Below are 12,229 nucleotides of genomic sequence, written 5' to 3' on the forward strand. Positions count from 1 at the left end.
TACGCAAGCCCATGGATATCCAACGAATCTGGCGTGACTCCCTCGACCTGTGGGGCACACTTGACCAACATCCGATGCTGCACGCGGCCATTGGCCTGGCGGTGCTGCTGCTCATTTCCCTGGTCATCGGCCGCCTGGCACGCTTCCTGGTGCTGCACGGCGCCCGCCTGCTGGCCCGCCAGCCAGCGCTGAAGTGGCTGGACGACCTGCGCAACAACAAGGTTTTCCACCGCCTGGCACAGACCACGCCGTCACTGGTGCTGCAGTTCGGCCTGAAACTGGTGCCCGAGCTGTCCGACACCGCCCAGCACTTCCTCGGCAATGTCGCCCTGGCCTTTACCCTGCTGTTCATGACCATGGCGCTGTCGTGCCTGCTGGATGCCCTGCTCGACATCTATGCCCGCACCGAACACGCCCGCACCCGCTCTATCAAGGGTTACGTGCAACTGGCCAAGATGATGCTGTGGATCTTCGCCTCCATCGTCATCGTCGCCACCCTGATCGACCGCTCGCCGCTGTTGCTGCTGTCGGGCCTGGGCGCCATGTCGGCGGTGCTGCTGTTGGTGTACAAGGACACCCTGCTGTCGTTCGTCGCCAGTGTGCAGCTGACCAGCAACGACATGCTGCACGTGGGCGACTGGATCGAAATGCCCCAGGTGGGCGCCGATGGCGACGTGGTGGACATCACCCTGCACACGGTGAAGGTGCAGAACTTCGACAAGACCATCGTCTCCATCCCCACCTGGCGCCTGATGAGCGAGTCGTTCCGCAACTACCGCGGTATGCAGCAGTCTGGTGGCCGACGCATCAAGCGTAGCCTGTTCATCGATGCAGCCGGCGTACGGTTCCTGACTCGCGAGGAAGAACAGCGCCTGAGCCAGGTCAGCCTTCTGCGCGATTACCTGGCGGGCAAGCGCCAGGAACTGCAAAGCTGGAACGAAGCCCTGGGGCCGGTGGCCGAGCTGTCGGCCAACCGCCGCAAGCTGACCAACATCGGCACCTTCCGGGCGTTTGCCCTAGCCTACCTGAAGAACCACCCCAACGTGCACCCGAACATGACCTGCATGGTGCGGCAGATGCAGACCACCGCCGAGGGTGTACCGCTGGAAATCTACTGCTTTACCACCACCACGGCGTGGGCTGAGTACGAGCGGATTCAGGGGGATATCTTCGACTACCTGCTGGCGGTGTTGCCGGAGTTTGGCTTGAGCCTGTATCAGCAGCCAAGTGGCAACGACATGCGGGTAGGGTTGAGCGGGCGTGTATCGCAAGAGCCTGTGCCGCGTCGGCTGGAAGACATGAGCGAGGCTTGATATTGCCGGGGCTGCTTCGCAGCCCATCGCCGGCAAGCCAGCTCCCACAGGTACTGCAAACGTCTCGAATTTTGCGCGGTGCCTGTGGGAGCTGGCTTGCCGGCGATGGGCCGCAAAGCGGCCCCTTTCCGTGTCAGGACCGAGTCAGGGGTGCGCATTCATGGTTGTCGAAAGCCGGTTGCTCTCGCGCCCATGGACCATGCAATACAGCGCACCGGCCAGGATCAACCCCATCGCCCAACTGATGTCTGCCCCCAGCCACTCGGCCACGAAGCCCGTGTAGAACGACAGCTTCATGAACGGGATGGTACCGATGATCGACACGGCGTACACCGCCAGGCTTCGACGATTGAAGCACCCATAACGCCCCTTGGAGTCATACAGCGCCCCCACATCATAGTGGCCCCTGCATACCCAGTAGTAATCCACCAGGTTGATCGCGCTCCATGGGATCAACAGGTACAGCTGGCCAATCAGGATGTCGGCAAAGAACGTATCGAAATTGTACTGGGTGGCGATGGCGATCAGCGTTGCCGCTGCGGTCAGCCCAGCCATCACCAAGGCCTTGGCGGTCGCGGTCACGCGCCGGATGGTCTTGAAGGCGCCAAAGATCGTGACCGACGACATGTAGGCGCTGTACAGGCACAAGACGTTGTACTGGATCACCCCCAGTGCAATCACTGCCAGCGCCAACGGCGCCCACGGGCCAAACAACGCGGCAATGGCTGTGGCCGGGTCATGCCCCAGTGCCGAGGGCAATTCCACCGCCACCAGCGCGCCGAGCGCCATCATGGCGAAGGAGCCCAGCGCACAACCGCAATAGGTGGCCCAGAAGGTGGCGCGTGGGTTGACGTTGGCCGGGAGGTAGCGCGAGTAATCGGCTACATAGGGGCCATACCCCAGCGTCCAGGAGGCCGACTGGGCCACGATCAGGTTGAAGGCGGTGAACGAGAAGCCGGTACTCACTGCCGTTGTGGTTGCCATGTCGCCGGGGTGCAGCAGGATCAGCACCAGGGCGCCAGCAAAAACCAGTGTGGACAACAGGCTCATCCACGCGCCCAGGCGGTGGATCAGCTCGTAGCCGACAAAGCCGATGACAAAAGTCAGCAAGCCGACCACCACGATCGCCTGGTCATCGCTCATGGGCACCAGCGCCTGCAGGGCATTGCGCATCAGCACGCCGCTGGCGGCGAGAAACAGGACTGCGGCCGTGACCATCACCAGCAGAGGGAGCGCGGCACCATGGACACCGAACTGGGCCCGGCTCTGGATCATCTGTGGCACGCCCAGGTGAGGCCCCTGGGCAGAATGCGCGGCCATGAACACGGTGCCGATCAGGTTGCCGACCAACAGGCCCAGCAAGGTCCAGCCCAGACTTAGCCCCGACGCAGCGCCCAGGGTGCCGACCATCAGCGCGGTTATCTGGAAGTTTGAGCTGAACCAGATGGTGAACAATCGTTTAGGCGTGCCATAACGCTCGGCGTGTGGGACAAATTCGATACTTCGCGTTTCTAGCTTCACGCCGGTCTCCCGATTTTGTTTTCATGATTATCGGGTAGGTACCGGCGGGATCTGGGTTCAGTAACGAACGCGTCATAGCTGACTGCGCCATGGCTTGCTTGATAACGTCAGGGTACCCAGGCGGCTCATCCATACCGACGCCAGGATCACCGCCGCGCCGATGAACAGCCTGCCCAATGGCTCGTCCTGGTTCCAGATCAGCAAATTGAGCAGCAACCCTACCGGCACATGAAGGTTGTTCATCACCGCCAGCGTCCCGCCCGAAACCATGCAGGCGCCCTTGTTCCACCAGTACAGCCCCAGCGCCGTCGGGCACAGGCCCAGGAACAGCAGCACCAGCCACTGCACATCGGTAGTCGGCAGGTGCTGGGCGTTGCCAAACAGCAGGAAGGCCGGCAACACCACGATCAACGCACCCAGGTAGAAGTAGCCAAAGCGCTTGTAGTGCGGCAAGTCGCTGGGGTGGCGTGCTACCAGGTGGCGGTACAGCACCTGGCCGGCGGCGTAGGTGAAGTTGGCCAGTTGCAGCAGCAGGAAGCCGATGAAGAACTCGCCGCTGATGGTGTCGAAGCGGATCACCGCCGCGCCGGCCACCGCCACCAGCGCTGCCAGCAGCGCCCACGGGTTGAAGCGCCGGTTCATGGCGTCTTCGATCAGCGTCACGTGCAACGGCGTGAGAATGGTGAACAGCAGCACCTCCGGCACGGTGAGCACGCGAAAGCTCAGGTACAGGCAGACGTAGGTGATGCCGTACTGCAGCGCGCCGATCAGCAGCATCGAGCGCATGAAGCGCGGCTCGACCTGGCGCCAGCGGGTCAGCGGCAGGAACACCAGACCAGCCAGCACCACGCGCGCGAGCACGGCAAAGTAGCTGTCGACGTGCCCGGCCAGGTACTCGCCGATCAGGCTGAAGGAAAACGCCTGGATCAGCGCGACGATTATCAGGTAGCCCATGGTTGCCTCTCGTGGATCAAGGCCGCGACCTTAGCGGGTTGCGGCAAATGAGTTCAACCATGAGGAATGTGGGGCTGTGCCGGCCTCTTCGCGGGCTTGCCCGCTCCCACAGGGACATCACAGTACCTGAGACCTGCGGTGTACATGTGGGAGCGGGCAAGCCCGCGAAGAGGCCGGCACAGACACCCATGAAATTCCAGGCATAAAAAAACCCGGCCATGCAGGCCGGGCAGGTACACCCAAAGGAGCAACAACAGGTGTCAGGGTTGGGAATTCGATAAGCCTCAGGCCACCGCCGCCAGCTTGGCCTTGGCCTGGTTGACGCCCTTCTCGTGGAAGTCAGGGCTCATGTTCAGGCCTTCGGCATGGATGAAGTCGACATCGTGAATGCCGATGAAGGCCATTACCTGGCGCAGGTACGGTTCCTGGTGGTCGCTGGTGGCGCCGGCGTGGATGCCGCCACGGGCAGTCAGGACGATGGCGCGCTTGCCGGTCAGCAAGCCCTGCGGGCCGGTGGGGGTGTACTTGAAGGTGATGCCGGCACGCAGTACGTGGTCCAGCCAGGCCTTGAGGGTGCTGGGGATGGTGAAGTTGTACATCGGCGCAGCCATCACCAGCACGTCGGCGGCGAGCAGCTCATCGGTCAGTTCGTTGGAGCGGGCCAAGGCGTCCAGTTCGGCAGCACTGCGCTGTTCTTCGGGCTTCATCCAGCCACCCAGCAGGTTGGCGTCCAGGTGCGGCACCGGGTTCACGGCCAGGTCGCGCACACTGATCTGATCGGCCGGGTGGGCGGCTTGCCACTGCTGGATGAAATCACGGGTCAGCTGACGGGAAACGGAATCCTGCTGGCGGGCGCTGCTTTCGATGATCAGTACGCGGGACATGGGGGCCTCCATCGGCAAAAAGGGTTGCGATTCGATGGAGGTGAGATTACGGCTTGACCTATCGATAAAAAAGCGTAAAAAGTGGGTTCAATCTATCGATTTATCAGTTTATTCTGCACTGCAGTTCAAGGCGATCCGTAATTTGATGATCTGCCGGTTGAACTTGGCAGTGACATCGACGCTTTTACCGGCCGGTACGTTCACCCGGCGCACCCGTGGTGCCTCGGGGCCATTGCGGAAAGTCACCTTGCACGCGGCCGGTACCTGCCCATAGTTGTTGAGGGTGATGGCGCCAATGTCATAGGCCGTGTCATAGGCGGTGTAGTCGAGCTTTACCCCGGTCAGTTCCTTCTCAACGTCGATGGGATAAGCCATGGCCCCGAGGGGCAGGCACATCAGTATTGCCGCACAACATTTCTTCATGGGCCGCTCTCCTTGAAAGAGCGCAGCTTAGGACAACAGGAGCGAAAGATGAAAGCGCCGCGCGTAACCCTTGACCAGTGGCGAACCCTGCAGGCAGTGGTCGATCACGGTGGGTTTGCCCAGGCCGCCGAGGCACTGCACCGCTCGCAGTCATCGGTCAGCTACACCGTGGCCCGCATGCAGGAGCAACTGGGCGTGCCGCTGCTGCGCATCGACGGCCGCAAGGCGGTGCTCACCGAGGCCGGCAATGTCCTGCTGCGCCGTTCGCGCCACCTGGTCAAGCAGGCCAGCCAGCTCGAGGACCTTGCCCACCACATGGAACAGGGCTGGGAGGCCGAGGTACGCCTGGTGGTCGATGCCGCCTACCCCAGTGCCCGCCTGGTACGCGCCCTGGCCGCGTTCATGCCGCAGAGCCGTGGCTGCCGGGTGCGCCTGCGTGAAGAAGTGCTGTCTGGCGTCGAGGAAGTGATGCACGAAGGCATCGCCGACCTGGCCATCAGCAGCTACAGCATCGGCGGCTACCTGGGCGCCGAACTGAGCGCGGTGGAGTTCGTCGCCGTCGCCCACCCCGAACACAGCCTGCACCGCCTGGGCCGCGAACTGACCTTCCAGGACCTGGAAAGCCAGTTGCAGGTGGTAATCCGCGACTCCGGCCGCGCCCAGCCGCGCGATGTCGGCTGGCTGGGTGCCGAGCAACGCTGGACCGTCGGCAGCCTGGGCACCGCCGCTACCTTCGTCAGCAGTGGCCTGGGCTTTGCCTGGTTGCCCCGCCACATGATCGAGCGCGAGCTGCGCGAAGGCGTGCTCAAGCCGTTGCCGCTGGATCAGGGTGGCAGCCGCCACCCACTGTTCTACCTTTATTCGAGCAAAGAGAAGACCTTGGGCCCGGCTACGCAGATTCTCATCGACCTGCTGCGCAATTTCGACACCGCGCCACTGGACGTGCCCTTCGCAGCCCCCCCACAAGCCTGAGAGGACCGCGCCCATGGCCTATTTCGAACACGAAGGATGCGCACTGCATTACGAGGAATATGGCCAGGGCGAACCCCTGGTATTGCTGCATGGCCTGGGCTCCAGCTGCCAGGACTGGGAGCTGCAGGTACCGGTGCTCAGCCGCCACTACCGGGTAATCCTCATGGACATCCGCGGCCACGGCCGCTCCGACAAGCCACGCGACGGCTACCAGATCGCCACCTTCAGTGCCGACCTGCTGGCCCTGCTCGAACACCTGCACACCGGCCCGGTGCACTTCGTCGGCCTGTCCATGGGTGGCATGGTCGGCTTCCAGTTCGCCGTCGATCACCCGCAGTGGCTGCGCAGCCTGTGCATCGTCAACAGCGCCCCCGAGGTCAAGCGCCGCACCCGCAGTGACTGGGCATGGTGGCTCAAGCGCTGGGGCCTGGCGCGCCTGCTCAGTGTCGAAACCGTCGGCAAGGGCCTGGCCGAGCGGCTGTTCCCCAAACCGCAGCAGGCCGAACTGCGGCAGAAGATGGCCCAGCGCTGGGCACGCAACGACAAGCGCGCCTACCTCAAGAGTTTCGACGCCATCGTCGACTGGGGCGTGCAGGAACGCATCGGCCAGATCCACTGTCCTACCCTGGTGATCGCCGCCGACCACGATTACACCCCGATACAACTGAAAGAACGCTACGTCGCACTGATGCCCCACGCCAGGCTGGTGGTCATCGACGATTCCCGGCACGCTACACCCCTCGACCAACCCGAGGTCTTCAACCAGACCCTGCTGCAGTTCCTTGCAGCCGCTTCCACCTCTCAAGGATCTTTGAGCCCATGCTGAAAAAACTCCTGCTCACCGCCTGCTCGGTCGCCTTCGCCACCAGCGTCATGGCCTCCGACAAGACCCCGCACGTACTGCTGGACACCAGCTTCGGCCAGGTCGAAATCGAACTGAATGCCGAGAAGGCGCCGGTCAGTACCAAGAACTTCCTCGAGTACGTCGACAGCGGCTTCTACAACAACACCATCTTCCACCGGGTAATTCCGGGCTTCATGGTCCAGGGCGGCGGCTTCACCGAGCAGATGGTACAGAAGCAGACCCGTGACCCGATCCAGAACGAGGCCGGCAACGGCCTGCAGAACACTCGCGGCACGCTGTCGATGGCGCGCACCTCCGACCCGAACTCGGCCACCAGCCAGTTCTTCATCAACGTCGCCGACAACGACTTCCTCAACCCGGGCCGCGACCGTGGCTACGCGGTGTTCGGCAAGGTCACCAAGGGCATGGAGGTGGTCGACCAGATCGTCAACTCGCCAACTACCATCAAGAAAGGCATGCGCGATGTCCCGGCAGACCCGGTGTTCATCAAGTCCGCCAAACGCATCGACTGACCGCAGGTTTCACAGGGACGTGAAACCTTCCGGGGTCGGGTAGCACAGGAGTCTTGTCACCCATGCTGTACCGCCGTTTCGAGCAACTGATCGACATCTTCCGCGACGCGCCCAGCGAGTCGCCACCCGGCCAGGTGTGGCCGTTCTACCTGTATTACCTGCGCCAGGTGTGGCCGAGCTTTGTCGCCCTGCTGGTGGTGGGCCTGGTCGCCTCGCTGATCGAGGTGGCGATGTTCAGCTACCTCAGCCGCATCATCGACCTGGCCCAGGGCACGCCCAATGCCAGTTTCTTCAGCGAACACAGCGGCGAGCTGATCTGGATGCTGGTGGTGATCCTGCTGCTGCGGCCGGTATTCTTCGGCCTGCACGACCTGCTGGTGCACCAGACCATCAACCCCGGCATGACCAGCCTGATCCGCTGGCAGAACCACACCTATGTGCTCAAGCAGAGCCTGAACTTCTTCCAGAGCGACTTCGCCGGGCGCATCGCCCAGCGCATCATGCAGACCGGCAACTCACTGCGCGACTCTGCGGTGCAGGCGGTGGATGCGCTATGGCACGTGCTGATCTACGCCATCACCTCGCTGGTTCTGTTTGCCGAGGCCGACTGGCGCCTGATGCTGCCGCTGCTGTTGTGGATCGCCGGCTACATCGCCGCGCTGTTCTACTTCGTCCCCCGGGTGAAGGAGCGTTCGGTGATCTCCTCCGACGCCCGCTCCAAGCTGATGGGGCGCATCGTCGACGGCTACACCAACATCGCCACCCTCAAGTTGTTCGCCCATACCGACTTCGAGCAGCAGTACGCCCGCGAAGCGATCCGCGAACAGACAGAGAAAACCCAGCTGGCCGCACGCGTGGTCACCAGCATGGACGTGGTCATCACCACCCTCAATGGCCTGCTGGTGGTCGCCACCACCGGCCTGGCGCTGTGGCTGTGGAGCCAGTCGCTGATCACTGTCGGCGCCATCGCCCTGGCCACCGGCCTGGTGATACGCATCGTCAACATGTCGGGCTGGATCATGTGGGTGGTCAACGGCATCTTCGAGAACATCGGCATGGTCCAGGACGGCCTGCAGACCATCGCCCAGCCGGTCACCGTCACCGACCGGCCCAACGCACCGGCGCTCAAGGTAAGCCGCGGTGCGGTGCGTTTCGATGACGTGGACTTCCATTACGGCAAGGCCGCCAACGTCATCGAAGGGCTCGACCTGGACATCCGCCCGGGCGAGAAGATCGGCCTGATCGGCCCGTCCGGGGCAGGCAAGTCGACCCTGGTCAACCTGTTGCTGAGGCTTTATGACGTGCAGGGCGGGCGCATCCTCATCGACGGCCAGGACATTGCCGAAGTGAGCCAGGCCAGCCTGCGCGCGCAGATCGGCATGATCACCCAGGACACCTCGCTGCTGCACCGCTCGATCCGCGACAACCTGCTGTATGGTCGCCCCGGTGCCAGCGAGGCGGCGCTGCATGAAGCGGTGCGCCGGGCCCGCGCCGACGAGTTCATCCCGCAGTTGTCGGACGCCCAGGGGCGCACCGGTTTCGATGCCCATGTGGGCGAGCGCGGGGTCAAGCTGTCGGGTGGCCAGCGCCAGCGCATCGCGATTGCCCGGGTGTTGTTGAAGAATGCACCGATCCTGATCATGGACGAGGCCACTTCGGCGCTGGACTCGGAGGTAGAGGCAGCGATCCAGGAAAGCCTGGAGACGCTGATGCAGGGCAAGACAGTGATCGCCATTGCCCACCGGCTTTCCACCATTGCGCGGATGGACCGGCTGGTGGTGCTGGACAAGGGGCGGATTGTCGAGAGTGGCAGCCACAGTGAACTGCTGGAGCAGCAAGGCTTGTATGCCCGGTTGTGGCATCACCAGACCGGGGGGTTTGTCGGGGTCGACTGATTTCCTGTACTGGCCTCTTCGCGGGCTTGCCCGCTCCCACAGGATCACCACAGGCCTTGAAAACTGTGCCGTACCTGTGGGAGCGGGCAAGCCCGCGAAAAGGCCGGCACAGCCAATATAAATGGATCAGTCCCGGCGATAGGGCAACATCCCTCTGGCCTCCTCGGCATACGCCCGCACCCCTTCCCGCTCCTGCGCCAGAAAATCCTCCACCGCCCGCCGCAGCCCCGGATGCAGCAGGTAGTGCCACGACCGCGTCAGCACCGGCTCGAAGCCGCGAATCAGCTTGTGCTCCCCCTGCGCCCCGGCATCGAAACGCTGCAGCCCTTCGGCAATGGCAAAGTCCATGCCCTGGTAGAAACAGGTTTCGAAATGCAGCCGGTCGAATTCATCCAGGCAGCCCCAGTAGCGGCCAAACAGGCTGTCGCCCCCCACCAGGCTCAGGGCCATGGCCACATCACGGCCACCCTGCCGCGCCATCACCACGCGCAAGGCCTCGGGCATGCGCTCGGCCAGCAGGCTGAAGAACTCGCGTGTCAGGTAGGGCGCACGGCGGCGCACCGCGTAGGTATTGGCGTAGCAGCGGTAGACGAAATCCCACTGCGCCTCATCCAGTTCACCCCCACGGTACCAGCGGAATTCAATACCGTGCCCGGCCACCTGTTCACGCTCCTTGCGCATCTGCTTGCGCTTGCGCGAACTCAGGCTGTCGAGAAAATCCTGGAAGTCACGGTAGCCGTGGTTGCGCCAATGAAACTGGCAGCCCAGGCGCTCCATCCAGCCCGGCTGGCCGGCCAGCTGTTCGTCCAGCGCCGGCTCGGTGAAATTGATGTGCGCACCAGACAGCCCGCCCTTGCCCAGGTACTCCGGCAACGCCTGCAGCACCAGCAGGCCATCGGCTGGGTCGGCGGCGAGCAGGCGCGGGCCGCTGACCGGGCTGAACGGCACGGCACCGAGCAGCTTGGGGTAGTAGGCAATGCCGGCCCGCTCACAGGCATCGGCCCAGCCATGGTCGAACACGTACTCGCCAAACGAGTGCCATTTGCGGTACGCCGGCAGCAGCGCCCGTACCTGCCCGTCACGTTCCAGCACCAGGTGCTCGGCGGCCCAGCCGGTGTTGCGCGCGACGCTGCCGCTGTCCTCCATGGCGCTGAGAAACGCATGGCGCAGGAACGGTTGGCCGGCCGGCACCAGGGCATCCCAGGTGGCCGCCGGTAGATCACGCAAATGGGCAAGGCTGTACAGGCTGGTCACGGTTTCGGCTCGCTGTTTCAAGGTACCCAGTATCCCCAAGGAAGGCCCGCCACTCAAATCACGATAGCCGGGACAGATCCTTTTATTCTCAATTACTTAACCGCAGTGCCACTAATTCGACATTAATCTGTCATTCGCCCCCGCAATACTTGCGCCTGTTTTCCGGAACCCCAGAACCTGTCTATTCAGGCCCTTTCCGAAGACATGCCAACACAGGGGCGGGCGCTTGAGCCTCCCCCATCTTATTCAACAGGGAGAACCTTATGCGTCTTGTTTCTACACTTACCGGAGTGAGCCTCACCGGCATGATGCTGGCTCTGAGTACTCCGGCCAGTGCAGCTGTCGACGCCAAGCTGCTCGAAATGCTCCGCGCCAATGGCTCGATCAACCAGGCGCAGTACAACGAACTGCAGGCGGACCTGGCTCAAGAAACCAAGGAAAAGGCCGCTCAGAAAGCTCAGTCCGAACGGATGAGCTCCTTTGAACAGAAAGTGGCATGGGCCGCCAAGACCCAGATCAAGGGTGATGTGCGCCTGCGTTACGAAGACGTCAACGTCGACGACCCGATCGCTCGCAGCGGCAACCAGGACCGTGAACGTGTACGTGCCCGTGTCGGCTTCTACAGCGAGATCAACCCGCAGGTCGACGCCGGCGTGCGTGTGGCCACCGGCAGCAGCGCCGATGCCCGCTCGACCAACCAGAGCCTGGACAACTACTTCGAGAAGAAATCGCTGTGGGTCGACCTGGCCTACCTCGACTGGCACCCGACTGCCGTCCCGAACCTGCACCTGATCGGCGGCAAGATGCTGCAGCCATGGGTGAGCATGGGCGACATCATCTGGGACAGCGACATCAACCCGGAAGGCCTGGCCGCTACCTACAAGACCAACCTCGGCCCGGCCGAAGTGTTCGGCAGCATCGGCCACTACAACCTGAAGGACAACGTCGACGGCGACGGCGTGCAGTTCAAGCACGACGCACAGCTGTACGCGGCCCAGCTGGGTACCAAGTTCAACGCGGCTGACACCGTCAAGGTCACCGTCGGCGGCAGTATCTACGGCTACGACAACGACAAGGAATCTGCTGCCCTGCGTTCACTGGGCAACACCACCAACGAGTTCCAGCTGGTAGAAGGTTTCGGCCAGGTCGACTTCACCGGCTTCGCCATCCCGCTGTCGGCCTACGGCCAGTTCGTCAAGAACACCGAAAGCACCGATGGCAAGGACAAGGCCTGGCTGGCTGGTTTGAAGAGCAAGATCGGCGCCTGGAGCCTGGACTACAACTACCGCGACGTGCAGCGTAACGGTGTAGTCAGCCTGTTCACCGACTCTGACTTCGGTAACGGCTTCACCGGTTCCCGTGGCCACAAGTTCAAGGTGGGTTACGAAATCGACAAGAACTTCGCCCTCGGCGCGGCCTACATGATGGCCAAGACCGACTTCTCCAACCTGCCGAACAGCGATGCTGACGTAGACACGCTGCAGGTAGACCTGGAAGCCAAGTTCTAAGCGACACCCTGCACTGCTTCACCTGAAGCGGGAAATGCCGACCCCATCCGGCATTTCCCGCTTTTTTTGCCTGTGAAAAATGCACCGGCCTCTTCGCGGGCTCGCCCGCTCCCACAGAATCACCACAG

General features: G+C 62.9%; 11 protein-coding genes. 6 read left to right on the top strand and 5 right to left on the bottom strand.

Going from position 1 to position 12,229, the window contains the following annotated elements; all coding sequences use genetic code 11:
• Positions 1-11: 11 nt before the first annotated feature.
• Entirely contained in the window at positions 12-1,313 is a 1,302-nt protein-coding gene (locus tag CAG44_RS04880) for a mechanosensitive ion channel family protein (RefSeq protein ID WP_085589141.1), read from the top strand.
• A gap of 144 nt (positions 1,314-1,457) precedes the next feature.
• Here the strand turns inward: CAG44_RS04880 and CAG44_RS04885 are convergent, their stop codons facing one another.
• From CAG44_RS04885 to CAG44_RS04900, 4 genes are all read right to left on the bottom strand, one after another.
• Positions 1,458-2,834 (bottom strand): cytosine permease, encoded by a 1,377-nt coding sequence (locus tag CAG44_RS04885; protein WP_085589143.1) that lies wholly within the window; start codon positions 2,832-2,834, stop codon positions 1,458-1,460.
• A gap of 72 nt (positions 2,835-2,906) precedes the next feature.
• Complete coding sequence (locus CAG44_RS04890; RefSeq protein WP_085589145.1) at positions 2,907-3,788, bottom strand: carboxylate/amino acid/amine transporter; 882 nt, start codon at positions 3,786-3,788, stop codon at positions 2,907-2,909.
• Between the two features lie 284 nt (positions 3,789-4,072).
• Positions 4,073-4,672 carry an FMN-dependent NADH-azoreductase gene (locus CAG44_RS04895; protein WP_025340170.1) on the bottom strand — a complete coding sequence of 200 codons (600 nt, stop codon included), beginning with the start codon at positions 4,670-4,672 and terminating at the stop codon, positions 4,073-4,075.
• Between the two features lie 108 nt (positions 4,673-4,780).
• Complete coding sequence (locus tag CAG44_RS04900; protein WP_012051530.1) at positions 4,781-5,095, bottom strand: hypothetical protein; 315 nt, start codon at positions 5,093-5,095, stop codon at positions 4,781-4,783.
• 48 nt (positions 5,096-5,143) lie between these two features.
• Between CAG44_RS04900 and CAG44_RS04905 the strand changes: the two genes are divergently transcribed.
• From CAG44_RS04905 to CAG44_RS04920, 4 genes are all read left to right on the top strand, one after another.
• Positions 5,144-6,067, top strand: coding sequence for a LysR family transcriptional regulator (locus CAG44_RS04905; RefSeq protein WP_012273620.1), 924 nt, complete (start codon positions 5,144-5,146; stop codon positions 6,065-6,067).
• 13 nt (positions 6,068-6,080) lie between these two features.
• A complete protein-coding gene (locus CAG44_RS04910; protein WP_085691683.1) occupies positions 6,081-6,893 on the top strand; it encodes an alpha/beta fold hydrolase in 813 nt (270 codons plus the stop codon).
• Complete coding sequence (locus CAG44_RS04915; protein WP_025340172.1) at positions 6,887-7,444, top strand: peptidylprolyl isomerase; 558 nt, start codon at positions 6,887-6,889, stop codon at positions 7,442-7,444. Before CAG44_RS04910 ends, CAG44_RS04915 begins: the two co-directional genes overlap by 7 nt.
• Before the next feature lie 62 nt (positions 7,445-7,506).
• Complete coding sequence (locus CAG44_RS04920; RefSeq protein WP_075045990.1) at positions 7,507-9,339, top strand: ABC transporter ATP-binding protein; 1,833 nt, start codon at positions 7,507-7,509, stop codon at positions 9,337-9,339.
• A 126-nt stretch (positions 9,340-9,465) separates the two neighbouring features.
• Here the strand turns inward: CAG44_RS04920 and CAG44_RS04925 are convergent, their stop codons facing one another.
• On the bottom strand, positions 9,466-10,593 hold the full coding sequence (locus CAG44_RS04925; RefSeq protein WP_085691709.1) for a GNAT family N-acetyltransferase: 1,128 nt from the start codon (positions 10,591-10,593) through the stop codon (positions 9,466-9,468).
• 263 nt (positions 10,594-10,856) lie between these two features.
• On the opposite strand from CAG44_RS04925, the gene CAG44_RS04930 reads away from it, so the two are divergent.
• Entirely contained in the window at positions 10,857-12,101 is a 1,245-nt protein-coding gene (locus tag CAG44_RS04930) for a putative porin (protein WP_025340175.1), read from the top strand.
• Positions 12,102-12,229: the final 128 nt, after the last annotated feature.

The organism is Pseudomonas sp. B13(2017), from assembly GCF_002113245.1.
Classification (GTDB): domain Bacteria; phylum Pseudomonadota; class Gammaproteobacteria; order Pseudomonadales; family Pseudomonadaceae; genus Aquipseudomonas; species Aquipseudomonas putida_Z.

Bases quoted from the DNA above. Each gene is read 5' to 3' on its own strand.
- CAG44_RS04930 (WP_025340175.1), top strand. From the start codon at position 10,857: ATGCGTCTTGTTTCTACACTTACCGGAGTGAGCCTCACCGGCATGATG.
- CAG44_RS04900 (WP_012051530.1), bottom strand. From the start codon at position 5,095: ATGAAGAAATGTTGTGCGGCAATACTGATGTGCCTGCCCCTCGGGGCC.
- CAG44_RS04905 (WP_012273620.1), top strand. From the start codon at position 5,144: ATGAAAGCGCCGCGCGTAACCCTTGACCAGTGGCGAACCCTGCAGGCA.
- CAG44_RS04915 (WP_025340172.1), top strand. From the start codon at position 6,887: ATGCTGAAAAAACTCCTGCTCACCGCCTGCTCGGTCGCCTTCGCCACC.
- CAG44_RS04920 (WP_075045990.1), top strand. From the start codon at position 7,507: ATGCTGTACCGCCGTTTCGAGCAACTGATCGACATCTTCCGCGACGCG.
- CAG44_RS04895 (WP_025340170.1), bottom strand. From the start codon at position 4,672: ATGTCCCGCGTACTGATCATCGAAAGCAGCGCCCGCCAGCAGGATTCC.
- CAG44_RS04910 (WP_085691683.1), top strand. From the start codon at position 6,081: ATGGCCTATTTCGAACACGAAGGATGCGCACTGCATTACGAGGAATAT.
- CAG44_RS04890 (WP_085589145.1), bottom strand. From the start codon at position 3,788: ATGGGCTACCTGATAATCGTCGCGCTGATCCAGGCGTTTTCCTTCAGC.
- CAG44_RS04880 (WP_085589141.1), top strand. From the start codon at position 12: ATGGATATCCAACGAATCTGGCGTGACTCCCTCGACCTGTGGGGCACA.